Annotated in this window: 24 protein-coding genes; 16 read left to right on the forward strand and 8 right to left on the reverse strand. The window is 51.1% G+C overall.

The features are described 5' to 3' along the window. Positions 1–78 precede the first annotated feature (78 nt). The 4 genes from helD to ACYVUV_RS01145 all read left to right on the forward strand — a co-directional run bounded on the left by helD (position 79) and on the right by ACYVUV_RS01145 (position 4,850). Positions 79–2,358, forward strand: coding sequence for an RNA polymerase recycling motor HelD (gene helD, locus ACYVUV_RS01130; RefSeq protein ID WP_439776390.1), 2,280 nt, complete (start codon positions 79–81; stop codon positions 2,356–2,358). 364 nt (positions 2,359–2,722) lie between these two features. Further along, positions 2,723–3,364, forward strand: a complete 642-nt coding sequence (locus ACYVUV_RS01135) for an amino acid ABC transporter permease (protein ID WP_439776389.1) — start codon at positions 2,723–2,725, stop codon at positions 3,362–3,364. Positions 3,365–3,376: 12 nt separating this feature from the next. After that, a complete protein-coding gene (locus ACYVUV_RS01140; RefSeq protein ID WP_439776388.1) occupies positions 3,377–4,009 on the forward strand; it encodes an amino acid ABC transporter ATP-binding protein in 633 nt (210 codons plus the stop codon). A 10-nt stretch (positions 4,010–4,019) separates the two neighbouring features. Beyond that, positions 4,020–4,850, forward strand: coding sequence for an amino acid ABC transporter substrate-binding protein (locus ACYVUV_RS01145; protein ID WP_439776387.1), 831 nt, complete (start codon positions 4,020–4,022; stop codon positions 4,848–4,850). A 54-nt stretch (positions 4,851–4,904) separates the two neighbouring features. Here ACYVUV_RS01145 and ACYVUV_RS01150 read toward each other — a convergent pair whose 3' ends face one another. Further along, positions 4,905–5,474, reverse strand: a complete 570-nt coding sequence (locus ACYVUV_RS01150; RefSeq protein WP_439776386.1) for an SGNH/GDSL hydrolase family protein — start codon at positions 5,472–5,474, stop codon at positions 4,905–4,907. A gap of 101 nt (positions 5,475–5,575) precedes the next feature. Here ACYVUV_RS01150 and coaA point away from each other — a divergent pair, with 101 nt between their 5' ends. After that, positions 5,576–6,490, forward strand: coding sequence for a type I pantothenate kinase (gene coaA / locus ACYVUV_RS01155; RefSeq protein WP_439776385.1), 915 nt, complete (start codon positions 5,576–5,578; stop codon positions 6,488–6,490). A 53-nt stretch (positions 6,491–6,543) separates the two neighbouring features. Beyond that, positions 6,544–7,101 (forward strand): elongation factor P, encoded by a 558-nt coding sequence (gene efp / locus ACYVUV_RS01160; protein ID WP_439776384.1) that lies wholly within the window; start codon positions 6,544–6,546, stop codon positions 7,099–7,101. 59 nt (positions 7,102–7,160) lie between these two features. Here the strand turns inward: efp and ACYVUV_RS01165 are convergent, their stop codons facing one another. The 3 genes from ACYVUV_RS01165 to ACYVUV_RS01175 form a co-directional block, all read right to left on the reverse strand. Beyond that, positions 7,161–8,000: a helix-turn-helix domain-containing protein gene (locus ACYVUV_RS01165; protein ID WP_439776383.1), complete on the reverse strand. Its 840-nt coding sequence runs from the start codon at positions 7,998–8,000 to the stop codon at positions 7,161–7,163. 158 nt (positions 8,001–8,158) lie between these two features. Further along, positions 8,159–9,073 carry a proline-specific peptidase family protein gene (locus ACYVUV_RS01170; RefSeq protein WP_439776382.1) on the reverse strand — a complete coding sequence of 305 codons (915 nt, stop codon included), beginning with the start codon at positions 9,071–9,073 and terminating at the stop codon, positions 8,159–8,161. Positions 9,074–9,142: 69 nt separating this feature from the next. Further along, positions 9,143–10,210, reverse strand: coding sequence for a hypothetical protein (locus tag ACYVUV_RS01175; RefSeq protein ID WP_439776381.1), 1,068 nt, complete (start codon positions 10,208–10,210; stop codon positions 9,143–9,145). Between the two features lie 170 nt (positions 10,211–10,380). Here ACYVUV_RS01175 and ACYVUV_RS01180 point away from each other — a divergent pair, with 170 nt between their 5' ends. From ACYVUV_RS01180 to ACYVUV_RS01190, 3 genes are all read left to right on the forward strand, one after another. Continuing rightward, positions 10,381–11,976: an ABC transporter ATP-binding protein gene (locus tag ACYVUV_RS01180; RefSeq protein ID WP_439776380.1), complete on the forward strand. Its 1,596-nt coding sequence runs from the start codon at positions 10,381–10,383 to the stop codon at positions 11,974–11,976. Between the two features lie 213 nt (positions 11,977–12,189). Then, the gene (locus tag ACYVUV_RS01185; RefSeq protein ID WP_439776379.1) at positions 12,190–12,933 is read left to right on the forward strand and encodes a PAS domain-containing protein; all 744 of its coding nucleotides are present in this window, start codon (positions 12,190–12,192) and stop codon (positions 12,931–12,933) included. 146 nt (positions 12,934–13,079) lie between these two features. Then, positions 13,080–13,985 (forward strand): ROK family protein, encoded by a 906-nt coding sequence (locus tag ACYVUV_RS01190; RefSeq protein WP_439776378.1) that lies wholly within the window; start codon positions 13,080–13,082, stop codon positions 13,983–13,985. A gap of 84 nt (positions 13,986–14,069) precedes the next feature. Here the strand turns inward: ACYVUV_RS01190 and ACYVUV_RS01195 are convergent, their stop codons facing one another. Together ACYVUV_RS01195 and ACYVUV_RS01200 are read right to left on the reverse strand one after the other, a co-directional pair. Then, positions 14,070–14,525 (reverse strand): hypothetical protein, encoded by a 456-nt coding sequence (locus ACYVUV_RS01195; RefSeq protein ID WP_439776377.1) that lies wholly within the window; start codon positions 14,523–14,525, stop codon positions 14,070–14,072. A gap of 505 nt (positions 14,526–15,030) precedes the next feature. After that, positions 15,031–15,861: an aldo/keto reductase gene (locus ACYVUV_RS01200; RefSeq protein WP_439776376.1), complete on the reverse strand. Its 831-nt coding sequence runs from the start codon at positions 15,859–15,861 to the stop codon at positions 15,031–15,033. Between the two features lie 120 nt (positions 15,862–15,981). On the opposite strand from ACYVUV_RS01200, the gene ACYVUV_RS01205 reads away from it, so the two are divergent. From ACYVUV_RS01205 to ACYVUV_RS01220, 4 genes are all read left to right on the forward strand, one after another. Then, positions 15,982–16,824, forward strand: coding sequence for a DNA/RNA non-specific endonuclease (locus ACYVUV_RS01205; RefSeq protein WP_439776375.1), 843 nt, complete (start codon positions 15,982–15,984; stop codon positions 16,822–16,824). Between the two features lie 15 nt (positions 16,825–16,839). Beyond that, the gene (locus ACYVUV_RS01210) at positions 16,840–18,243 is read left to right on the forward strand and encodes a C69 family dipeptidase (RefSeq protein WP_439776374.1); all 1,404 of its coding nucleotides are present in this window, start codon (positions 16,840–16,842) and stop codon (positions 18,241–18,243) included. 74 nt (positions 18,244–18,317) lie between these two features. Beyond that, the gene (locus ACYVUV_RS01215) at positions 18,318–18,905 is read left to right on the forward strand and encodes an alpha/beta fold hydrolase (RefSeq protein ID WP_439776373.1); all 588 of its coding nucleotides are present in this window, start codon (positions 18,318–18,320) and stop codon (positions 18,903–18,905) included. 27 nt (positions 18,906–18,932) lie between these two features. Continuing rightward, a complete protein-coding gene (locus ACYVUV_RS01220; RefSeq protein ID WP_439776372.1) occupies positions 18,933–19,454 on the forward strand; it encodes a GNAT family N-acetyltransferase in 522 nt (173 codons plus the stop codon). Here the strand turns inward: ACYVUV_RS01220 and pepI are convergent. Further along, positions 19,451–20,338: a proline iminopeptidase gene (gene pepI, locus ACYVUV_RS01225; RefSeq protein WP_439776371.1), complete on the reverse strand. Its 888-nt coding sequence runs from the start codon at positions 20,336–20,338 to the stop codon at positions 19,451–19,453. The two genes, ACYVUV_RS01220 and pepI, sit on opposite strands and share 4 nt — an antisense overlap. 78 nt (positions 20,339–20,416) lie before the next feature. On the opposite strand from pepI, the gene ACYVUV_RS01230 reads away from it, so the two are divergent. Continuing rightward, positions 20,417–21,334, forward strand: a complete 918-nt coding sequence (locus tag ACYVUV_RS01230) for a magnesium transporter CorA family protein (protein WP_439776370.1) — start codon at positions 20,417–20,419, stop codon at positions 21,332–21,334. Between the two features lie 31 nt (positions 21,335–21,365). Beyond that, positions 21,366–22,280: a serine hydrolase gene (locus tag ACYVUV_RS01235; protein WP_439776369.1), complete on the forward strand. Its 915-nt coding sequence runs from the start codon at positions 21,366–21,368 to the stop codon at positions 22,278–22,280. 42 nt (positions 22,281–22,322) lie between these two features. Here the strand turns inward: ACYVUV_RS01235 and ACYVUV_RS01240 are convergent, their stop codons facing one another. Beyond that, positions 22,323–22,568 (reverse strand): hypothetical protein, encoded by a 246-nt coding sequence (locus ACYVUV_RS01240; protein ID WP_439776368.1) that lies wholly within the window; start codon positions 22,566–22,568, stop codon positions 22,323–22,325. Between the two features lie 148 nt (positions 22,569–22,716). On the opposite strand from ACYVUV_RS01240, the gene ACYVUV_RS01245 reads away from it, so the two are divergent. Beyond that, positions 22,717–23,298: a TetR/AcrR family transcriptional regulator gene (locus ACYVUV_RS01245; protein ID WP_439776367.1), complete on the forward strand. Its 582-nt coding sequence runs from the start codon at positions 22,717–22,719 to the stop codon at positions 23,296–23,298. Positions 23,299–23,330 lie beyond the last annotated feature (32 nt).

Below are 23,330 nucleotides of genomic sequence, written 5' to 3' on the forward strand. Positions count from 1 at the left end.
GTTAGAATATTAGGCAAGTTTTTGCAAAGAAAAGCTGTTGGAGTTATTTTTTAGAAAAGGTTATAAGGTGTTTATTACATGGCAGAAAACTTAGACCGCAAAGCAGAACAAGCCCACCTGGACCAGGTCCTGCAAAAAATTGATCAAAAAGGGGACCAGCTGCAAAAGGCTATCAGCAAAGACAAGGCTGAAGCCCGCAACATCAGCGCCCACTTCTATGATGATATTCGCCTGGACTTTGACGACTACTCAACCTCAATGGACACGGCCCTGTCGATTCAGCAGCAGCAGCAAATGCTCAAAGAACGCGACAATGCCTGGCAGGTCAACGCCCGCGAACTGGCTACTTTAAAGCGGCTGCATGTCCATCCATACTTTGCCCGGGTCGACTTTGAAGAGGCTGGCGAAGAGCCGGAAAGCATCTACATCGGCCTGGCCTCCTTCATGGACGAGAACAATGAGCTCTTGATCTACGACTGGCGGGCCCCGATCTCCTCAATCTACTACGATGGCAAGATCGGCAAGGTAACCTACTACTCACCGGAGGGCCCGGTTGAAGTCGACATGAGCAAAAAGCGCCAGTTCATGATCGAAGACGGGACCATCATCAATATGTTCGACACTGACGAAACTATCGGCGACCAGATGCTGATGGAAGTTTTGTCAGAAAAGTCCTCCATCCAGATGAAGTCCATCGTCAAGACCATCCAAAAGGAGCAAAACAAGATCATCCGCGACACCACCAGCGACCTCCTCTTTGTCCAAGGGGCAGCGGGGTCGGGTAAGACCAGCGCCATCCTGCAGCGGATCGCTTTCCTTTTGTACCGCTACCGGGGCAACCTCAAGAGCGGGAACGTGATCATGTTCAGTCCCAACCAGCTCTTTAACGACTACATCGAAAACGTCCTGCCGGAAATGGGCGAGCAGAACATGGTCCAGATGACTTACTGGCAGTTTATCGCCCGCCGCTTGCCGAAGATGAAGGTGCAGAACCTCTTTGACCAGTTCGAAGACCGGCAGGCTGACACGGCCATCGGCCGCTTCAAGGACTCGCTGGCCTTCTACAAGCTGGCCACCCGCTATGGCCAGCACCTCAACCAGTCTGGCATGATCTTCCGCAATATTTATTTCCGGACCAAAAAGAAGCCATTTTTCAGCAAGGAAGAAATCAAGGAGCTCTACTACTCCTTCAATGAAAACTACAAGCTGGGCAACCGGATTGACGCTACCCGCGAGGAACTGATCCGCCGCTTGAACAAGCGGGTCGCCAGTGAAGCCCGCAAGGTCTGGGTCAGCCGGGAAATCGAAGGGCTCAGCCACGAGCAGATGTTGGACATGTACGACCGGCCGGACCAGGAATTCCCTTCAGAAAAGGCTGAACGGGCCTTCCTGGGCAAAAAGATCGTCATCCAGCATCTGGCCAAAGTTGCCCGCCGGATCAACCACAACGGCTTCTTGAACCTGCGGGGCCAGTACCTGGCCTTTCTGCGGGCCGTACCGAAGATGACGGACCTGGCCAAGTATGGGATCAGCGAAGAAGAATGGCTGGCCCACGTTGAAGAGGTCAAGGCTAAGTTCAAAGACCAAGAAATTGACCTCCGGGATGCTTCTGCTTACCTCTATCTGTATGACCAGATCATTGCCCGCCAGACCAACCTGGAAATGCGCTACTGCTTCATCGACGAAATCCAGGACTACTCAGCCTTCCAGCTGGCATATCTCCGTTACAACTTCCCCCGGGCCAAGTTCACCATGCTGGGTGACTTGAACCAGGCGATTTTTACCAAGGATGAGAGCAGCAGCCTCTTAAAGCAGATCTCCGGCCTCTTTGACCCGGAAAAGACCAAGGTGGTCCAGTTGACCAAGTCCTACCGGTCAACCAAGCAGCTGACTGACTACACCAAGCAGATCCTCCGCCATGGTGAAAAAATCGAAAGCTTCAACCGGCAAGGACCGCTGCCGCAAGTTTGGGGCAGAAGTGATGAAGCAGAAGCTTTGGCGGCCTTGAAAGAGGCTTTGGCGGAAAACGATGCCCAGAAGCTGACGACCGCCATCATCACTAAGGACCTGGAGGCTGCCAAAAAGCTGGCTGACCAGCTGGATGGGGTTCACCTTATCTCCAGCGCCAACCAGCGCCTGGTGGAAGGCAACCTGGTCTTGCCGTCCTACCTGGCCAAGGGGCTGGAATTTGACGCCGTAATCATGTGGGATGCCTCTAAAGAGACCTACCATGAAGAAGACGAGACCCAGCTGGTCTACACGATCGCTTCCCGGGCCATGTACAAGCTGGACCTGGTCTACGCTGGTGAAAAGAGTCCGCTTTTGCCAAGTGACGAAGCAACTTTTGCAGAAAAATAGAGCAAAAGCTTGACGAATTTTTAATATTAGTTTAATATTACTAAAAACAGACCAAGAGTCGGTTATATTTCACGCGATGAACAGAAGAAGTAGGCCTGCCTGGACAGATAGAGACTTCCCGCCGGTGGAAAGGGGAGCGAGGGCTAGCTGAACACACGTCTGTGAGCAGGAGGGGTGAAGGCTTAGTAGCTCCTCCCGGGTCAGCCCGTTACCGCTGCAGCTTGAAGGCTTCTTCAAGCTGGTGAGGCCGGTTGCCGCGAGGGACCGGTGAACACGAGGTGGAATCACGCTGACGCGTCCTCTTGGCCCTTCGGGGCCGGGAGGACTTTTTTATTTTCTTTTTTCTAGGAAGCGGGTAAAACGAATGAAATACGTTATGGAAATACTTCCCTCCCTTTTCAGCGGGGCGGGGATGACCTTGCAAATCTTTTTTGAAACATTGATCTTCTCCCTGCCTTTGGGGATCCTGGTCTCCTTCGGCTTAAGCAGCCGCTTTGCTCCCTTGAAGTGGCTGCTTAACTTCTACGTTTGGCTGATGCGGGGGACGCCGCTTTTGCTGCAGCTGATCTTCGTCTTCTACGGCCTGCCGATCGTCGGCTTGACCTTCCCGCGGTACGCGGCGGCCTTGTTTGCCTTCGTCTTGAACTACACGGCCTACTTCGCTGAAATCTTCCGGGGCGGCAACCAGGCCATCGACCGGGGGCAGTTTGAAGCAGCCAAGGTCCTGCAATTGACCTACGGGCAGACCCTTAGAAAAATCGTTATTCCCCAGGTAATAAAAATCGTCCTGCCCTCAATCGGCAACGAAGTAATCAACCTGGTCAAGGACTCCTCCCTGGTCTATGTGATCGGTTTGGGCGACCTGCTCAGAGCTGGCAACCTGGCTACGGCCCGTGACGTGACTTTACTTCCGCTGGTGCTGGTGGCCTTGATCTACCTGCTTTTGATTGGCCTGTGCACTTTGCTTTTGCGGCAGCTGGAAAAGCACTACTCATACTACAGATAGGAGGACTGAACGATGCTTGAAGTAAAAAATTTAGCCAAGTCTTTTGGCAACCGGCAGATTTTAAAAAATATGAACTTCAGCCTTAAGGACGGGGAAATCCTCACGGTGGTTGGTCCTTCCGGGGCCGGGAAGACAACGCTTCTCAGAATCGTGGCGGGTCTTGAAACAGCTGACGCGGGCACCATGAGCCTGGACGGGGAAAAGTATGACCTCAGCGGAGAAGAGCGAGGCGCCGTGGGCGTGGTCTTCCAGGACTTCAACCTTTTTCCCAACATGTCAGTTTTGGAAAACATTACTTTGGCTCCCCAGTTGGCTTTAAAAGAAGACAAGGCGACAGCGGAAACTAAGGCCAGGGAGCTTTTGGAGAAGCTGCAGATGGCTGACAAGGGCGGCCTTTACCCTTACCAGCTTTCCGGCGGGCAAAAGCAGCGGGTAGCCATCGCCCGGGCTTTGGCCATGCAGCCGAAGATGCTCTGCTACGATGAACCGACCAGTGCCCTGGACCCGGCCTTGCGTGACCAGGTGGCTGACCTCATCTTGAGCTTGAAGGAATCGGGCTTGACCCAATTGATCATCACCCACGACATGGACTTTGCCAAAAAGGTGGCCGACCAAGTCCTGGAAGTTAAGCCGCTGGAAGGGTAGTGAGGGGCAGATGAAGTGGTTTAAGAAAATCCTGCTGCTGGGCCTGGTCTTGTCTTGCTTTTTGACAAGCGCCTGCAGCAATTTAACTAAAGAAGCCAACCAAAAAGACACCTGGGCCAAGATTAAAAAGCGGGGCAGCCTGGTGATCGGCTTGGACGACACCTTTGTGCCCATGGACTTCCGGCAAAAAGACGGGCAGCTGGTCGGCTACGACGTTGACCTGGCCAAGGCCGTGTGCAAGAAGCTGGGCCTTAAGGCGGACTTTCAGACTATCGACTGGTCCATGAAGGAAACGGAGCTGAGGAACGGGACGATTGATGTCCTCTGGAACGGCTACAGCGTGACCAGCCAGCGGAAGAAAAAAGTCGCCTTCAGCCGCAGCTACCTCAGAAACCGGCAGGTTTTGGTCGTGAAGAAGTCCAGCGGGATCAAGTCTTTTGCCCAGATGAAGGGGCAGGCGATCGGCGCTCAGAGCGGGTCAACCGCCCAGATCTGGCTGGATGGCAGCCAAAAGGTTTTAAAACCAAAGAGCAAGGTCCTCTATGACACCATTCCGTCGGCTTTCCTGGACCTCAACGCCGGCAGAATCAAGGGGATCCTGCTGGATGAAACCTACGCGGAATACTACATTCAGCATGAGGCAGACTCAAAGTCTTACCAGGTAATCTTGAACAAAGAGGTGCCAGAAGATTTGTTTGCTGTAGGGATGCGGAAGGGCGACAAGACCTTGAAGAAGAAGATCAACCAGGCCTTGGCTGACTTACAGGCCGACGGGACTTTGACCAAGATCAACCAAAAGTGGTTTGGCCAAAAGTCGGATTACTTGGGCAAGGTTGAATAGAGCGAAATAGAATAAAGTGCATGCAAAAAGCGCCCGATTACTCGAGCGCTTTTCCTATGCCATCTTGTTAATCTGGTCAGCCAGGACATCGGCCAGCCAGGAGATACCTTTTTCGCTGTAGTGGAGGCCGTCTGCAATCATGAAGGAAGGCAGGTCCTTCAGCTTTTCCATCTTGTGGGTCAAGTCAAAGAAGAAGGAGTTGGTCTTGCCGGCGTCTCTTTGCGCGATGTCGACGTACTCGTCCAGCTTTTCCAAGTCGTAGGCCGCGGCTATTTCCGGATTTGTCAAGTCCGGCATGGACGGAGCCAGAACCAGGGTATCGCTGGCCTCAGTCACCTTCTGAGCCTGCTTGATCAAGCTTTCCAGCCCTTCCTGGTAGTCATAGGCACTGCAGCCCCAGCTGGCGGCATCGTTGGTCCCGTACTCTACGACCAAAATGTCGCAGGCAGGCAGACTGCCGACTCTGGGCAGGACGTCCTGGGCGCATGCACCGCTGACCGAGATGTTCACAACCTCGTAAGCGTCTCCCAGCCGCTTGGCCAAGGCCTTGGTCAAACGGTCGGTATCCTTTTGCCCGTCATACGCGTTAAAAATTGAATCGCCAAAAAGCACGACTTTCTTCATCTGTTTCACCCATTTCTTCGAAAAATGAAGCTGGCATTTGCCAGTTTCTCCTGCTTTTTCTACTATAATAGATAAAGAATGAGAAAAGGACAAGTAAAAAGATGCGAAACTATACCGAATTCAGCCGGCAGGCCTGGGCAGCTTTAACCCCCCAGACCGAGCTGGCGGTGACCAATGAAGAGCTGGCCAAGGTCAAGTCTTTGGGCGACCAGCTGGACGTCAAGGACGTCGATGAAATCTACCAGACCCTGCTGAACTACATCCACCTGGCCTACCAGGCCAAGCGGGAGACGGCGGCCAAGAAGGCGGCCTTTTTACGCCTGCCAGGAAAAAATCTGCCTTTTATCATCGGCATTTCCGGCTCAGTTGCCGTGGGCAAGTCCACGACTGCCCGCCTTTTGCAGCTGCTTTTAACCCGGTATTACCCGGACTTAAAGACCCAGATGATGACCACTGACGGTTTCATCTACCCTAACCAGGAGCTGGAGAAGCGGAAGCTGATGCCCAGGAAGGGTTTCCCGGAAAGCTACAACATGCAGATGCTCAGAGACTTCCTTCAGGACGTGGTCAGCGGGAAAAATGACGTCGTTTATCCCCTGTATTCCCAGGAATTAAGCGACATCGTCCCAGGCCGCTACGGCCATGTGGAAAAGCCCGATATCTTGATCATTGAAGGGATCAACACCCTGCAGCTGCCGGAAAGCGGGCAGCTGGTGACCAGCGACTTTTTCGACTTTTCAATTTATATCGATGCTGAAGAAGACTTGATTGAAAAGTGGTATATGCAGCGCTTCAAGAAGATCATGAAAATGAAGAAGAACGACCCAAGCAACTTCTACTACAAGCTGGCTAATGGCCCGGAAGACGAGGCCCTGCGCCTGGCGGAAGAAACCTGGCAGATGGTCAACCTGGTCAACCTCCGCCAGTACATCGCCCCGACCAAGGAGCGGGCCAACTTGATCCTGCATAAGGTTGAGGGGCACTTGATTGACAAAATTTACCTTCGCGGCTTTTAAGTCAATGGTATAATGGAGAACGGTGATAAAAAATTTATTAGGGAGATTTTTTTATGCAAGCAATCGAATTGAAAAAAGGCATGATTTTTGACGATGGCGGCAAGCTGATGCTGGTTATGGCGGCCAACCACCACAAGCCAGGCAAGGGCAACACCGTTATGCAGATGGACCTGCGTGACGTCCGGGCCGGCAGCGTGATCCACAAGACCATGCGGCCAAGTGAAAAGATCGAGCTGGTCGAAGTCGTCAAGAAGAACGCCCAATACCTGTACGCTGAAGGCGACGGCTACAACTTCATGGACACGGAAACCTACGAACAATACGCTATTTCCGGCGACCAACTGGGTGACGACGTCAAATACTTGATGCCAAACATCGAAGTCATCCTGGAATTCACTGAAGACGGGGAACTTTTGGCAGTACAATTGCCATCAACTGTCAACATGAAGGTTGTCGAAACCCAGCCAGGCATCAAGGGGGCAACCGCTGCTTCCGGCGGCAAGCCAGCTACGATGGAAACTGGCCTGGTTGTCACTGTGCCAGACTTCATCAACGAAGGCGACGAACTGGTCATCAACACCCTGGAAGGGACTTACAAGGGCCGGGCTTAAGGTCAAAAATAACAGTAAACGAAAAGCGCTCGATTGCTCGGGCGCTTTTTGCATGCACTTTATTCGTTTGTATCAGTCGTCGTGTCAGTGCTTGACTGGCTGCTAGAGGAAGCTGCCTGGCTGCTCTGCTCTTGGCTAGAGGAGCTGGCCGCGGAACTAGAGGAACTGGCAGAACTTGAAGAGCTGGCCTGGCTCTGCTCTTGGCTGGAAGAACTTGCCTGCTTCTCTTCACTTTGGCTTTGGCTCGGTTGGCTCTGCCGGTCATCCTGGCTCGGCTTGTTTTCATCAGGCTTAGCGGAATTATCTTGCTCCGGCTTAGATGATGAAGAAGATGATGACGAGGAACTGGAAGAGCTGGATGAGCGGGTAGTGCTGGTGGCTTTAGAAGCCAGGGCACCGAAGCCGCCGGCTACGGACCCGACCACGGCCAGGCCCAAGATGACCCAGATCCCGATCTTCAAGAGCTTGTCTAAGTTGATGGCGTCAAAGAATTTAAAAATTGCCTTGAAGCCATGCGGCACCTTGCTCTTGTCCAAAATTTCCTTGGCCTTGCCAGCTGGGCTGGCCTCTTTAACCGGAGCCGGGTTAGTGGCCCGGACTTCAGTGACCTTTTCTTTAACTGGGCTAGCCGGTTTAGCGGCTTGGGCGCTAGCAGCAGGGATGTCCTTGCCGGCAACGGCAGGTTCAGTGAACTGGTCTAAGAGCTTTGCCCCGTCCAGGCCCAGCAGGCTGGCGTATTGCCGGATGCAGCTTCTGACCAGGACTGGGTTTAAGCCTTGAAAATCATCGGCTTCAATCTTTTGCAGAGTCGCCTGGTCGACCCGCAGGGTTTGACTAACGGCTTCCAGGCTGAGCTGCTTGGCACGGCGCTGTTTCTGTAGTTCTTTACCGATTGTCAAATTTTTGCCTCCTAAATGCTTATGATTAGTCTTAGCCTATTTTACTTGAAAATGGCTAAAAGCTAAAGGCAGAAGCCTTTTCCAACTTGTATCTTTTACCAAAGGTTAAGATTTCTTTTACAAAAAAAGCCCCCTTAGGGGACTTTACAAATCGCTGCTTATTCGCCTTGGAAAGTGCCAGCTTCAACTTCCTTGATGAAGTCAGCCAGGTGCTTGTAGTAGACATCCGGGTTGTCGACCATGTGGTGGTGACCGCCATTAGGAGTAGTCACCAGGCGGGAGTTAGGAATCAGCTTCTGCATGGTTCTGGCCGTTTCCAGGGGCATGGTTTCCACTTCGCCAAAAGTCAGCAGGGTTGGCACCTTGATCTTTGGCAGCTGGCTTCTGAAGTGCCAGTCCTTCAGCTTGCCGGTGATGACGAATTCGTTGTCGCCCTGGAAGGCGTTGTAGACAGCCGTGCCGCCCAAATCGCCCAGGTGGTAGAGCTTGGAAGGCTGCTTGCGGTCAACGAAGTTGATGTTCAAAATCTGCACGTCATCTTGGTAGCGCTGGTTGGCATAGTCGTTTTTGGCTTCGCATTCGTGCATGAAGTCGATTTCGGTCTGCGGGAGGACTTCTTGCCGGCGGCGGTTGACCGCGGCCACGTATTCGTCAATGTCGTCAACCATGGAGGAGATGATGGCCCCCTTCAAGTGGTCACCGTACTTAACGGCATATTCCTGGACCAAAAGGCCGCCCCAGCTTTGCCCGATCAAGTAGAAGTTGTCGATGCCCAGCTTTTGCCGGACTTCTTCAACTTCGTCCAGGAAGTATTCGTAAGTCAAGTACTTGTCCGCGATCTTCGGGTCGCTGTAGTCTGGCTGGTCAGAATACAAAGAGCCCAGCTGGTCATACATGTGGACCTGGACATTCAAGCCCTGCTTCTTTAATTGTTCAGCCGTGTCTTCCCAGTATTCGTGGTTGCCGCCCGGGCCCCCGTGCAGGCAGAGCAGGTGGATGTCGCCTGTCCCTTGGGTGTTGGTCCAAAGGTGGTAGCCGTTGTCCAAAGTCAAAATCGTCGTTCCTTGTTTCATTGAAAAAATCTCCTAACTATAACTACTCTAGTTCAGTATATGCTTTTATCTATTATATTACTTATTTGCCTACTGGTTTTGGGCAGCCAGGAATTCCCGCATTTTTTCCAGCTCGGTGCTGGCTAAATCCAAAGAGCAGACATTTTCAAAAAGGTGGCTGACTTCCTGCCCGCTTTCCGGATCCTCAATGGTGAAGCCTTCTTCATCTACCGCTGTTACGTAGCCCAGGTTTTCCCCGGCTAATTCGTAGTCGTCAACGCTGACCAATTGCTTGCCGGCTTTTTCAATCACTTCCCGGGCGGTCGGGACATGGTCTAAGGACTGAGCCAGTTTGCTCAAGTGGCCTGGGTCAAAAATTTCCATTTGCTGGTTATAGGCCACCAGGAAGCTGGAGAAGTCGATGGCGGCGGAATTGACTGTCTCATGCACCACGTCTTCTCTGTTGATCAAGCAGATGGATTCCAGTTGCCCGTAGTCGTTCAAGCTTTCAAAAAGGAGATACTGGTCACTTTGGTCAATAACCCGGCCCAAGATGCAGCTGCCAAAGCGGGCGTCATCCAGCCAGTCCAGGTAAAGTTCAACCAGGCCGTAGGGATTCTTGCCGGCAAACTGGTCCTTGACCGGCTGGTACTTTTTCCAGAGCTTGTTTAAAGGGGCGTTTAATTCCAGGCTGGAGATGTCGGCCAGGGGCACGATCAAGCGGAGAGGGTCCAGTTCATAGTCGTCGCCGATCTGCTTGAGCTGGACTTCTTTAGGGCTAGTGCGGACAATAATGCCGGTGTAGACGACCCCGCTGGTCAAAGTGATATTGACGACCAGGGCCTTCTCCATGGCGTCTTCGCTGGCCGCGCCAAGACTGGTCAATGGCGTTTTTAAAAGCTCCTGGTTGAGGGGCATGAGGGAGAAGGGGTCGGTCGACTTGCCTTCATCGATAAGGCGCTGGCAGTAGGCCAGGCTGGGGGATTCGTCGACGCTGGCCAGGATGTCCTGATTGTTGATGACTAAGACCCCGCCGGCATTAGCGTCGTCGTCCAGGCTGATGAGGGCGGCCGCGTCAGCACTTTGGTAGACCAGGTAGCCCAGATAGTAGCTGCCAGATAATTGGTCGGCTTTGGTGTGCAGTTCAACTAATTTCATTTTTGTGTCTTCTCTTTTCTAGTTTTGTCTTTTTCAAAAAATTACCGCAATTTGCCAGGAATCAGACTTTAGCAAGATTTTACTTTCTTAGGATTATCTTAATTATATCAATGCTGGCGGCAAAAACAGGAAAGATTGCTATAATGTTTATGAAAGAGAGGGATTATCCAATGAGTCTCAAATACGCACGGAAAGGCCAGGTCGCCCTATTCACCTTCCTGGCTGCCATCAAGGCCTGCAATGTTTTGTTCGTGGCCTACATGCTCAAGATCATGCTGAACATTGCCTCTTCCGGCAAAGGCGACTACCAGCGCCTGATCGGCTTCGCCGCCTTAACGGCCGGGGGCCAGCTTTTGTTCATGGCCAGCAATTTCGTCTATGAAACGACCAAAATGAACATTATCAGAAGCGTGAACATGACTTTAAAAGAAGCCAATTTGCGTTACTTGATCGATCAAAACAGCCTGGACACTAAAGACGGGCTGAGTTTCATGACCAACGACTTAAAGCAGATTGAAACCAACCGGGTCACGGCCCAGCTGGATATCATTTATCAAAGCTTGACCTTCGTGGGTTCTTTGGCTTTTGCTTTTTACAATTCCTGGGAAATGACCTTGGTCTTTATCGTGGCGACTCTGGCTCCGGCCGGCGTGCAGATGATTACCAGCAAGATCATCACCAAGAAGTCCCGGATCTGGACCCAGAAGAACGCCGTCTACACCCAGTATGTGTCAGACAGCTTGAACGGGGCCCAGTCAGCCCGGCTCTACAACGTCCGCACTAATATCGTCAAGCGGGCAGTGGGAGCTGCTGGGGACATGGAAACGGCTCTTCGAAACATGACCTTGACCCAGGCCTGGGCCTTGGAATTGATCTATTCAGCAGCTGAACTTTTCTGCTTCATCATTCCCTGCACGATCGGCGGGATCATGATGATGCGAGGCCGCTTGGCAGTTGGGACTCTGGTCATGATGGTTGACTTAGCCATCAACTTCATCAGTCCGGTCGTTACCTTGTTTAACGAATTCAACCAGGTCAAGTCGACCGTGCCGATGTGGCAGAGAACCCAGCGGGCCCTCAACTACGTGCAAAAAGACGACAGCTACCCGGTTGACCACTTTGACGGCATGGAGATCCGGGACGTGGCCTACGTGACCAAGCACAGCAAGCGGCAGATTTTTGAACACGTGAACATCAAGGTCAAGCCGGGAGAAAAGATCCTCCTTATGGCTCCGTCCGGCTGGGGCAAGACTACCCTTCTGCGCCTCATGCTGGGCATCTACAAGCCAAGCCATGGTGAAATCTTGATCAACAGCGAGGACGTGACGGGGGACTGGTACAAGGCCCACAACTTCTACTCCTACGTCAACCAGAAGCCTTTCATGTTTGACGACACCCTCCGCTTCAACGTGACTTTGGGCCGGGATGTGGATGAAGAACAGCTGCTCATGGCCTGCCATGAAGCTGGCCTGGATGACTTGATCCAGGAAAATGGCCTGGATTACCCAGTTGGGGAGAACGGCAACAATCTCTCCGGCGGGCAGATCCAGCGGGTGGAAATTGCCCGGGCCCTCTTGTCCGGCCGGCCGATCCTGCTGGCTGACGAAGCCACCAGTGCTTTGGACCCCCGCCTGTCTTTGGAAATCCATGAGACCCTGCTGGGCAACCCGAAGGTAGCGGTGATCGAAGTCGCCCACAAGATTTCGGACGTGGAAAAGGCCATGTTCGACCAGATTATAGTTTTGGACAAAGTAAAGCCAGCTTAAGCTGGCTTTTTATTTTGCTTGTTTTTATATAGCAAAATATATGTTAAAGATCTTTCTGATTTAGTAAAAGCGAAATATTTATTTTTGTGCATATAAGAAATATGATATATTGCTCTTGCAAGGTAAGTGCTTACAGGATACAATTGAGAGTGTAAAGCAAGTAAGTAAAAGTTAAAGAAAAATTTTTGTTGCAAGACTGAAGGAGACTGAATTATGGCAGAACCAAAATGGCTGCAGGACATGAAGCCTGAAGAATACTTGAAGGAAGACTTTGAAGCAACTGGCCACAGCCGCTACACTGTTGACGGTTTGGACAAGAACGACCCGGAATGGCTGGACAAGGCAGCTGCCAAGGTTAACGCGGCTGAAGGCGACGACTACGTTAAGCTGGACGCCGGTCTTTTGACCGTTAACCAAATCAACTGGATGTTGCGGAACACTTTTGGGGAAATGACTTATGTGGACGACAACAACCAGTTCCTGTGGTACAACCGTCCGCAAGACCCTAACTACAAGATGAAGGCCGGCCGTGTGCCAGCTCAAGTCGGCGACACTATGGGCGCGGTTCACCCAGACATCCGTGACGTTATCCCAACTGCCAAGAAGGTTGTTCACGCCCTGCGGACCAAAGAAGGCGGCCATGACTCAGTATGGATGCCAGTGCCAACTGGTAACTTGACTGAACTCGTTTTGCACTACTACAAGAGAGTGGAAGACGAAGAAGGCAACTACATGGGTATCTATGAATGGGTACAAGACATCTACCCATTCGTGAAGTACTTCTGCGAATCAACTGGCCAGAAGCTGGTTGTTGACCCAGATGCTTCAACTGGCGCAACTTACCGCCGCAACTCTGACCCAGACGCTAAGACTGGTCCTTCAACCAAAGCAGAAGCTGCCAAGGAAGAAGAGAAGCCAGCTGAACCAGAAGCAACTAGCGGTGCTTCCCACCACTAATCAAGCATTTTTTAGATAGTTGATAAGTATTGCTCTAAGACCAGCTCAAGGCTGGCCTTTTTTTGGTCAATTTTTGGCATAGTGCTGATTACAGAAAGCGCTTATAATGATAGTTAAAGATGCATTTTTAGAGGTGAGGGTAAAAAATGACGCAATACTTAGTTTTTGACATTGGCGGAACCAACGTGAAGTATGCCTTGATGGATGGCGAAGGAAAGCTGCTGGAAAAAGGCAAGCGGGCAAGCGCGGACAACTTGGACGACTTTGTGGCGGCTCTGTATGAAGTCGGCGACCAGTATAAGGGCAAGTTTGCCGGGATCGCGGTCTGCGCGCCAGGGAAGATCGACACGGAAAAGAAGATCATTCACTTTGGCGGGGCCTTGCCTTTTTTAGATGGCTTGAACCTGGAAGAGACCTTGGGGGCCAGATACGGGGTTCCAGTCAGCGCGGAAAACGATGGCAAGGCGGCGGCTTTGTGTGAACAATGGTTAGGTGAACTCAAGGGAGTTGACACCGGGGCTGTGTTGACTCTGGGCACCGGCGTTGGCGGCGGGATCGTCGTTAGCGGCAAGCTTTTGCACGGGAGCAGCTTCCAGGCCGGGGAACTCAGCTGGATGATCACGAACCAAGGTGCCGGGCTCAAGACCATGGATGCCTACGCCGGCTTTGCCTGTTCAGCCGTTGGCATGGTGGAAAAGGTCAACCAGGAGCTGGGCAATGAAGACGTCAATGATGGCTTGGTGGCTTTTGCCGCCATCAAGTCCGGCAATGAAGAGGCAGGCAAGATCTTCCGCCAATACTGCTTGGATGTAGCGGTGATGATTTTGAACCTGCAGACCGTGATCAATGGGAAAAAGGTTGTTATCGGCGGCGGGATCAGCGCCCAGGGAATCCTAATTGAGGAAATCCGCCGGCAGTTCGGGGAAATCCTTAATGACAACCCAATGCTGCGCCAGCAGGTAATTCCTCCGGAAATCGTGGCGGCCAAGTTCAGAAACGATACCAACCTCTATGGCGCCCTTTTTGCCTTGCTACAAGAGAATGAGAAGTAGCAGGAAAATTTTTAGCTGAATATAGAAAAAACTGAGCTCATATTGATGTGAGCTCAGTTTTGCTGTTGTCGGATGATTGGAGTTTTACTTCGTAAACCAGTAATTGACGTACCAGTCGTAAGGAATGGTTGAAAGATAAATGTAAACTAAGTTGAGAATGACAACTGTAATCGGTCCTACGTATGGCTTAGCGAATTTGCCATAGCGCATGATGGCGAGAATTGCTGCAGGTCCGAGTATGTCAAAAGCTGTACCAGTATTCATCACCCGTAAAGAAGTCAAGGCAATGAATCCGGCAACTAGGACAATTTCAGTGATCCAGAAGAGGATTGAGAACTTGCTTGTCCAAATAAGTACAGCTGCCAATACGAGTGCGACTGAAATCAAGATGAATGACCAGCCGATCTCAAGCTCTTTCAGATTAGTTTGAAATGTGACCTGCTCTGCTCCCATGAGCCAGATTAGAACTGCTTCGACTAGGAAGATCAAGCAGTTGACTGCTTTAATGATTGTTGAAAAAATTTTTTCTGTTTTTGTCATGGTAGATCACTTCCAACTGGTAATCTGATGAATGTAACTTGCCTTGAAGTCACCTTGAAAATTACCGACAAAAGTAAATGGGTGAACGATATGTGGTTTATCGCGCTTCTTCATGATTCGACCTCCACTTTTCAGTAAACGAATTTTGATAAATCGATTCATCAATCATATGATAACGATTTCTTTACAGAAAGAGCACATAAATAGCGAAGATTAGTTGTTTGTCATAAATGCACGTAGATATTATAAAAAAGTTCCCGCGCAAGATGGGCGATTATGTGAGCAAGCATATAGACGCTTAGTCATGAATTTCTAGCGATATAACTATATCGTGCAAGAGCTGAGTTACTTTATAAGGTCTGAAAGGGCGGAAAATTAATTATCTTAAAAATCAGAGCACAAATTTTGCTTATCAAAGCAGGGAAAAGTGAGATAGCATCGAATTCTTGCAGATGTTGAAAAACAAAATAAGCAGTTGACCAGTGCCACTGCTTATTTCCACTTCTTAAAATTCCTGGTGCTGGTTAGGGTCGCGGTCGGGCCGGCGGCCATCTGCCTTGTCCAAATCCGTCAAGGCTGTTACTTCTTCCTCAGTTAAACTGAAGTCAAAAATGTCCAGGTTGCTCAACTGGTGCTGGCTGGATGAAGCCTTTGGAATCGGCACTACCCCCAGTTGGATTTCCCAGCGCAAAATTACTTGAGCCGGACTCTTGCCGTACTTGGCGGCCAGCTTTTTAATCAAATCTTCCTGGAAAACTTCCCCGGCCCGCATGAGCGGACTCCAGGCTTCCGTAACGATCCCATGCTCATCGTCATAAGCACGGACGGCGCGGCTGGACCAGTAGGGATGCAGCTCCACCTGGTTGACGGCCGGCGTAACCCCCGTTTCCTTGATCAAGCGGTCGATATGCCCCGGTTCAAAATTCGACACCCCGATCGACCGGACCAAGCCAAATTTTTGCGCGTCAATCAAGGCCTGCCAGGCTTCTACATAATGATCTTCCAAAGGATTCGGCCAGTGGATTAGGTAGAGGTCAAAGTAGTCCAAGCCGCTTCTTAAGAGGCCCTCTTCCAGTTCGTTGATCGCGGCTGTGTATTCGTGGTGGGCTCCCGGCAGTTTTGAGGTTACAAAAAGCTGGCTTCTGGCAACTGAGCTGTTTCTGATCGCCTTGCCTAGAGCTCCTTCATTTTCATAGCGGGCGGCTGAGTCCAGAAGCCGGTAGCCATTTTCAATCGCCTGGCTGATGGCCTGGGCCCCTTGGTAGCCTTTGATCTTGTATGTGCCAAAGCCGATCTTTGGAATCTTGTTTCCATCATTTAAGTTGAATTCTTCCATGATTTTTTCCTTTCTTTTATATTTGCTGTTTGCTCTTTTTCTATCAATTATAGGTTAAATCTTTTGGTTTACGGTTGAAATCATCTAAAATAGATTTAGTCTAAAAAGCGAGGAAAAGAAATGGCAAAAAAACGCAGGCGCAAGAAGCGCCAAAATACCAGCCTGCTGTCGGTTTTAGTCGCCGCGGCGGCAATCATTTGGGGCGTCTACACCAAGGGCGGCCAGGAAAACCTGACCAGTTCAAACAGCACTAGCACTTCATCAAGTACGGCAACTTCTGCCCAAACGGCTAAAACCGTCTACGGGGGATTAGCCAAGAGTGACTACCAAAAGCTAGCCAATGAGACTTTTAAGTCCGGCGGCAAGGGCTGGCGCTATGTTAACAATAACCACTCCACCTTGGTGAAAAGCGCCTGGAAGGTCAACCGGGTCATCTACTCCAACCTGGACAGCCAGAACCGGACCTCCAGCTCCAACACCGCCTTTTTGGAAAAGCGGAACGTGGCCAACGACTCCTTAAGAGTAAGGCAGTACGTTCAGCCAACTGGCTGGCACTCCAACCGGCAAAACGGGACCCAGATCTACAACCGGGGGCACCTCATTGCCTACTCAGTTTCCGCTGGCATTGACCAGGACGGCAACTACAACCCCAAGAACCAGTCCGGTGACCAGAACAACCCCAAGAACCTCTTTACCCAGTCGGCCTTCTCCAACCAGAAGATCCAGACGATTTTTGAAAGCAAGGTCCGGTCAGCTTTAAGAAGCGGGAAAAAGGTTATCTACCAGGCAACGCCAATTTTTAAAGGCAGGGAACTCATGGCCCGGGGGATCAACCTGCAGGCAGTTTCAACCGACGGGACACTGGATTTCAACGTTTATATCTATAATGTGCAGCCAGGCTACCAGTTTGACTACGAAACCGGCCGGGCTAAAATCGACCGTAGCATGCAGGTCAGCGAATAGAAAGAAGGAAGAAAAATGCGCGACAATTGTACGACCATGCTGGTGGGCAAGAAGGCCAGCCTTGACGGGTCAGTGATCGTGGCCAGAGATGAAGACTACGACCAGGGCTTTAACGAAAAGCGCTTTGTCTACTATCCAGCTAAAAATTATGATGAAGTTTTTGTTTCCAAAGGAACCGGCGTTGAAATTCCTTTAAAGGGGGAAGGCTGCGGCTTCACCGCTGTCCGCGACGCTGTAGAAGACTACGGCCGTTTTGACGAGCAGGGGATCAACAGCTATAACGTGGCCATGAGCTCAACGGAAAGCGAAGCCAGCAACCGCCGGGTCTTAGGCCATGATCCTTTTGTCAAAAACGGGATTGGGGAAGACTCCATGCTTTATTTGGTCCTGCCTTTCATCAAGACGGCCAGAGAAGGGGTTGAGCGCCTGGGCCGCTTGGTTGAACAATACGGGTCCAGTGAAAGCAACGGGATTGCTTTTGGCGATGAAAATGAAATCTGGTACATGGAAACCGGGGCCGGCCACCAGTGGGTTGCCCGCCGGGTGCCAGACGACAGCTATGTCGTGGCCCCGAACATGATGATCATCGGGGAAATCGACTTTGACGACCCGGCCAACTACATGTATTCCACTAACCTCCGCCAGTTCGTCAAGGACCACCACTTGAATCCGTCGAAGACTGGCAGCTTCAATTTCCGGGAGATTTTTTCACCAAGAGACCAAGACGACCTGCGCTACAACACGCCCCGGATGTGGTATGGGCAAAAGCTCTTTAACCCGGAAGTGGATCAATCTATCGACGACTTGGACATGCCATTTTGCCGGGTGCCGGCTAAGAAGATTGCCATCGAAGACGTGCAGTTCTACCTGAGCAGCCACTACGAAAACACGGAATATGACTACTTAACTAAGGAAGAAAGCCCGGTCAAGAACGCCTACCGGCCAATTTCCGTCACGGTGTCGCAGGAATGCTCCATCATGCAGATCAGAAGCGACCGGCCAGAAGGCTACAAGGCCATCCAGTGGCTCTGCTTCGGCCTTTATGCCGCAGCGCCATGGGTGCCTTTCTATACTAATATCAAGGACACGCCAGCCAATTACCAGATCAAGACTAGCCAGGCTGACCCGACCAATAGCGCCTACTGGCTCTACAAGTGCATCCAGGCCTTGCTTGAAGGCAAGCAGCAGACTTGGCAGAGAAAGCTCCGGGCCTTCCAGGCTGACTGCCAGAGCCTGGCCATCCAGCATGTTGATGAAACTGACAGAGAAGCTGAAAAGTTAAGCCAAGCAGACCTGGTAGACTTTTTGACGGAAGCCAATAATGCAATTGCTGATAAAATCACGGCCAAGGGCAAAGAGCTCTTCGACCAGCTGGTCAAGGACAATCTCAACAACTCGATTTACAAGTACCGGCCCTAATTTCTTGCCAAAAATAGTACAATAGAAATGTTGTAAGTTTTTAATGTAAAGTAAGAAATCGTAAGGAGTTTTTTATGGAAAAAGAGATGACCTTAATCAGCGCCAAGGGCAAGTTAAAAGGAACTTGGGGCGAAGCAGTCAACCCAATTGAAGGGCTGACCCCCTTGGTAATTTTGGCCAAGATCGGCGATAAGGACCAGGCCTATTGGCTCAGCCGCTACTTAAATGACGCCGGCATCTTGACCTTCACTTTTGAAGCAGAAGATTCAGCCAGCGCCATTAGCGGCTACCACCTGGCCTTTGACGAACTCAGAAACGACGACCGGGTAGCCAGTGAGTACATCGTTTTCGCCGGCTATGGGGAAGCTGGGGATGCTGCCGCGGTGGCCGCCAGTGAAATCGGCCGCTCAGTCCGGGGAATCTTCCTTATGTCACCAGTTATCAAGGACTGGGACAAGATCAAGGGCTACCAGGGCCGCAGCTATATTGTTGCCGGCAGCGAAGACGACCAAGCTCCTTTGGCTAGCCTGGAATTGATGGCCAAGCAAATGAAGCAGGGCGAACTTTTGCAGATGCGGGGCGCCGGCCACGACTACCGGGAAGAAGACTGGGAAAGAGCAGGGATGCTGCTCAGGACCTGGGTCTTGACCGGCCTTAATTAATAAAGTAGAAAAGAGAAGGAAGCAGCGATGACGGAAGTAAAGATTGACCAGGTCGCTGAAAAAGATCTGCCGGCCTTGGTGGCCATCAGCCGGGAGACTTTCGCCGACACTTTTGGCGAGTACAACAGCGCCGAAGACATGGCCAAGTTTTTGGCTGAAAACTATAATGAAGAAAAGCTTAGGGGAGAAATGGCAACTCCAGGCAGCTTCTTCTACTTCTTGAAGGTGGACGGGGAAGTTGCCGGCTACTTAAAGCTGGACGTTGCCGACGCCCAAAACGAAGATGTCGACCCAGATGGCTTGGAAGTTGAGCGGATCTACCTGCGCAAATCCTTCCAGCACCGGGGCCTGGGCAAGCAGCTCTTTGAGTTCGCGGAAGAAAAAGGAAAAGAATGGGGCAAGTCCGTCCTCTGGCTGGGCGTTTGGGAACACAACGAAAACGCCAAGAACTTCTATGCCAGCCGCGGTTTGACCCGGTTCAGCGAGCATGTCTTCGTTCTTGGCGATGACCGTCAGACAGATTTTTTGTTAAAAAAGCCTCTCGTCTAGTCCTGGCTGATTAACCAGTCAGACAGGAGCTTTTGGTACTTGGCATTTTCCTGGACAAAAGGCATGTGGCCGCAGCCGGCAAAGAGCTCCCAGCGGGCGTTCGGCAAGTGGTCGTACATGCTTTTAGCCACCAATGGCGTGCACAGATCGTCAGTGCCGCTGGTAATCAAGACCGGCAAGTGCAGGTCCTTTAAGCGGTCAGTGTACTCATAGCCGTGCAGGTTGCCAATCGGCGTATATTCATTAGGGCCCCAGCCGGTCAAGTAGGCCAGGCTGCCGCCCTTTTTTTTGCGCAAAACTGGCTCCGGCATGTCCGGCGTAAGCTTGATGGCGTGCTGATCCATGAAGTGGGCATTGGCCGCCTGGTAGGCCGGGGAGTCATAGTTGCCACTTGCTTCAGCTTCCTTGATAGCGGCCTGCTCGTTTTCTGGCAGGTACTTGATCAAGCGGTGCAATTCCTGGCTCCAGAGCTTGGCGGAGGCTAAAGTAGAGGAAAGGATCAGGCTTTTGACCCCTTTAGGCTGATAGTCGCACAGGTAGATCAAAGCCAGCATCCCGCCCCAGCTTTGCCCTAGGAGGTGGATCTCGTCAAGGCCCAGCTGCTTTCTGACATTTTCCAGCTCCTTGACCCAGGTCTGGGCCGTGTAGGCCGTCTCTGCCTGGTCGTCGGGGATGCTGGAATTGCCGCAGCCCAATTGGTCATACATGATGACTTGCCGACCACTTTTTTCAGCAACTTGGTCGAGGACTTCAAAATAGTTGTGACTGCTGCCGGGCCCGCCGTGGAGAAGCAGGAGCGGGGCGCGGTCAGTCGCCTCGCCCACGATCCGGCAGTAAGTTTGCCAATTTCCGAACGGAAGATATTTTTCTGTGATTTGCATCATTATTTTACCTACTTTAAACAACTTCATTTTAAAAAAATGGTAACATGAATAATGAGTAAAATGAAGGTGGGGACAGCCATGATTAAGCAACAAATTTTTCCAATTGAAACTGACTTTAACTGGTACGACGTCAATGGCTTGAATGAAGCTGACAGCCGGCGCCTGCAGACGGAGTTTTATTTCACCCCGGAAATCATTTCCTACGTTTCCGACCGGCATGAACGGCCCCACTACGACTACGACCAGTATACCGACACCCACCTGCTGGTTTATGACGTGCCAGTCTGGCCAACGACGACCAGCAAGCACTTCACTTCCCGGCCAATCACTTTTTTGCTGCAGGACAAGAACCTTTTTTCTTTCCATACGATCGAGACCAGCTATGTCTTTGACGAGTTCAACGATCCCCAGGTTTTGCGCCGGCTGTCCCACGCCCAAGACGTGACGGAGCTGCTGGCAACTTTTTTGATGTATGCTTCCCAGTACTTCCAGCGGGCCATCACCCAGCTGGATGCTGAGCGCAACGACTTGGACGTCAAGCTGAGCGATGACATCGACAACAAGGACCTGGTGGAACTGTCCAATATTGAAAAGAGTCTGGTCTACCTGTCCAGCTCGATTCAGACTGACCAGATGATGCTGCACAGCCTACAGCACTCCCGGCTGACTTTTTCCAAAGCGGCCAAGGAAAGACTGGACGACGTCTTGATCGAATCCAGCCAGTCTTCAGAAATGGTGCAGATTTCCCGGCAGGTGACCAAGACTTTGTCATCGACTTCCAATAACATGATGAACAACAACCTGAACGACACCATGCAGTTCCTAACGGTTTGGTCCATCGTTTTGACCATCCCGACTATTCTGACCGGTTTTTACGGGATGAACGTGAAGTTGCCGGTTTTGGGGGCCAACTATGACTGGGTGATCATTATCTTGATCACCGTCCTTTTGATGGTCTGGCTGATCTTCCTCATGCGCAAGCACCATCTTTTTTAAAGGAAAAAGTTAAGAGATACTAAGGAGTTACATGAAGAACAATATTGTAGTCGGGGCTTTGATCGCCTCCCTGCTGGCTTTTGTCGTCTACACCAGTACCAACAAGGATGCTGAAATGCGGAAGGTTACGGTGGTGCAGGTAAAGAAGTCCGGCAACGTCAAAAAGACGGTTTCTTCTACTGACAAGGAACCTAATGTCAATTCCATTGAATATGACAACCAGGTCAAGAGCAGCAAGGGCAGCGACAAGCAGCTGGTCAAGGCAATCAAGAAGGCCATGGGCCAGGACGTCAGCTACCAGGTGGCGGCATATGACTTAAGCAAGAGCAGCCATTTTGCGGAAGTGGCCAACACCAAGAGCAGCCAGGATTCCCAGAAGATTTTTTACCTCTATCTCTTGATCGCCCTTTATGCCCAGGAAAAGTCCGGCAAGATCGGGGCCAGCACGGCTATCAAGGTTACTAAGGCTGACAAGGCTGGGACAAGTACGGCGATCGCGGTCGGGATCAGCTACGGGCCAAGCTACTTGCGCGAGCAGATGCTGAAGGGCAACAAGACCGCGGCTAACGCGCTTTTGCGGACGATCGGAACTAAGCAGGTCAATAAGGTGTTGAAACAGCTGGGGGCCAGCCAGACCAAAGTGACTGGAACCTTCTCCAAGTCCGTGGTCGGCAAGACGACAGCCAGTGATCTGGCCAAGATCATGGTTTCCATTTACCAGGGGAAGCTGGTCGGCAGCTACAATCAGCAGGTTTTGACTGCTATGACAGGGAAGACCAAGCTGGCCAGCAAGGCTAAGGGGACTGTCTACCAGTATGCTGATGGCAATTTAGAGGTCGCCTTGATCAGCAATAACGGCCACAATTACGTGGTCAGCGCCTGGTCCAGCAAGACTGATGACTTTGCTGCTTTAGGACAAGCTGTCAAGAAAGTCATGGAAAAGTAAAGATAGAACGAATAAATAGAACAGAAGAAATGAAAAACGACTCTACAGCCAGACAGTAGAGTCGTTTTGTGCTTTCTTGCGTTTACGTGGTTTATAAGTTTTCTTGGCCAGCCACATGTACCAGGCAAATTGGAATTCCCCGATCATAATGCAGATAGCCAGAAGCAGGAAGGTCACCACGAAAGGATTGATGCTGCTGCCGTCAGCGTAATGAAAATTGAACATGAAAACATTTAGATAAATCAGTAAACTGAACCAGTAAAAGTTTGCGAACCACCAGATTTTCATTTTTAGTTTTCATCTCCTATCTGAATATATGATAGCGCTTTTAGGAATCGCTTTCAACAGAAAAAAAGAATTAATTTACAATCTGTAGATTGAAATCTTCAGTTAGTAGTTATATAATTGCTACAGTTGAAAGGAAATGGTAGAAAGTATGACTCAAAAAAGGACTTTGGACTTAGGCAAGGTCATCGCCAAAGCCACGGAAATGATCGAAAGCCGGGGCTTAAGCGAGACGACCATGCCAAATCTTGCCAAGGCTCTGGGCGTTCGCAGCCAGTCGCTCTATCATTACGTGAAGAACCGTTCTCAACTTCTGTCGCTGGTCGCGGCCAGCCGGATCCGCCTGCTCTACCAGGACCTGCTCAAGCAGCTTGTTGGTTTGTCAGGCCACGAAGCATTGTTTAAGTTTGCTGACGTGGTCCGCGACCGCCTTTTGGAAGACCAGGCCCTGGCGACCCTGCTTTACCATATGGATGAATTTTCAGATGATTCAGACCTGGTGCAGGAAGTAGTCAAGATCCTGGACTTGGGTGAGCAGCTGCAGGTGGACACGGGACACGTGGTTTCCCAGCACGCCTTGGTTGGCGCGGTCCTGGGCTATGTCTTTTTAGACAGGTTTGCCAAGGGCCAGGGAAGCCGGGATTTTCCGGAAAGCCCGCAAGAAGCAGAAGAGAACTATCACGAAATGGTCTGGCGGCTGGTTTCGCCCAGCACCCAGCAGTCAAATGCCTAGCTTAGTAGACTGATTGTAAAAGACAAAGAAAG

It is taken from the genome of Lactobacillus sp. WILCCON 0149, assembly GCF_057197965.1.

Bases quoted from the DNA above. Each gene is read 5' to 3' on its own strand.
- helD (WP_439776390.1), top strand. From the start codon at position 79: ATGGCAGAAAACTTAGACCGCAAAGCAGAACAAGCCCACCTGGACCAG.
- ACYVUV_RS01135 (WP_439776389.1), top strand. From the start codon at position 2,723: ATGAAATACGTTATGGAAATACTTCCCTCCCTTTTCAGCGGGGCGGGG.
- ACYVUV_RS01140 (WP_439776388.1), top strand. From the start codon at position 3,377: ATGCTTGAAGTAAAAAATTTAGCCAAGTCTTTTGGCAACCGGCAGATT.
- ACYVUV_RS01145 (WP_439776387.1), top strand. From the start codon at position 4,020: ATGAAGTGGTTTAAGAAAATCCTGCTGCTGGGCCTGGTCTTGTCTTGC.
- ACYVUV_RS01150 (WP_439776386.1), bottom strand. From the start codon at position 5,474: ATGAAGAAAGTCGTGCTTTTTGGCGATTCAATTTTTAACGCGTATGAC.
- coaA (WP_439776385.1), top strand. From the start codon at position 5,576: ATGCGAAACTATACCGAATTCAGCCGGCAGGCCTGGGCAGCTTTAACC.
- efp (WP_439776384.1), top strand. From the start codon at position 6,544: ATGCAAGCAATCGAATTGAAAAAAGGCATGATTTTTGACGATGGCGGC.
- ACYVUV_RS01170 (WP_439776382.1), bottom strand. From the start codon at position 9,073: ATGAAACAAGGAACGACGATTTTGACTTTGGACAACGGCTACCACCTT.
- ACYVUV_RS01175 (WP_439776381.1), bottom strand. From the start codon at position 10,210: ATGAAATTAGTTGAACTGCACACCAAAGCCGACCAATTATCTGGCAGC.
- ACYVUV_RS01180 (WP_439776380.1), top strand. From the start codon at position 10,381: ATGAGTCTCAAATACGCACGGAAAGGCCAGGTCGCCCTATTCACCTTC.
- ACYVUV_RS01185 (WP_439776379.1), top strand. From the start codon at position 12,190: ATGGCAGAACCAAAATGGCTGCAGGACATGAAGCCTGAAGAATACTTG.
- ACYVUV_RS01190 (WP_439776378.1), top strand. From the start codon at position 13,080: ATGACGCAATACTTAGTTTTTGACATTGGCGGAACCAACGTGAAGTAT.
- ACYVUV_RS01195 (WP_439776377.1), bottom strand. From the start codon at position 14,525: ATGACAAAAACAGAAAAAATTTTTTCAACAATCATTAAAGCAGTCAAC.
- ACYVUV_RS01200 (WP_439776376.1), bottom strand. From the start codon at position 15,861: ATGGAAGAATTCAACTTAAATGATGGAAACAAGATTCCAAAGATCGGC.
- ACYVUV_RS01205 (WP_439776375.1), top strand. From the start codon at position 15,982: ATGGCAAAAAAACGCAGGCGCAAGAAGCGCCAAAATACCAGCCTGCTG.
- ACYVUV_RS01210 (WP_439776374.1), top strand. From the start codon at position 16,840: ATGCGCGACAATTGTACGACCATGCTGGTGGGCAAGAAGGCCAGCCTT.
- ACYVUV_RS01215 (WP_439776373.1), top strand. From the start codon at position 18,318: ATGGAAAAAGAGATGACCTTAATCAGCGCCAAGGGCAAGTTAAAAGGA.
- ACYVUV_RS01220 (WP_439776372.1), top strand. From the start codon at position 18,933: ATGACGGAAGTAAAGATTGACCAGGTCGCTGAAAAAGATCTGCCGGCC.
- pepI (WP_439776371.1), bottom strand. From the start codon at position 20,338: ATGATGCAAATCACAGAAAAATATCTTCCGTTCGGAAATTGGCAAACT.
- ACYVUV_RS01230 (WP_439776370.1), top strand. From the start codon at position 20,417: ATGATTAAGCAACAAATTTTTCCAATTGAAACTGACTTTAACTGGTAC.
- ACYVUV_RS01235 (WP_439776369.1), top strand. From the start codon at position 21,366: ATGAAGAACAATATTGTAGTCGGGGCTTTGATCGCCTCCCTGCTGGCT.
- ACYVUV_RS01240 (WP_439776368.1), bottom strand. From the start codon at position 22,568: ATGAAAATCTGGTGGTTCGCAAACTTTTACTGGTTCAGTTTACTGATT.
- ACYVUV_RS01245 (WP_439776367.1), top strand. From the start codon at position 22,717: ATGACTCAAAAAAGGACTTTGGACTTAGGCAAGGTCATCGCCAAAGCC.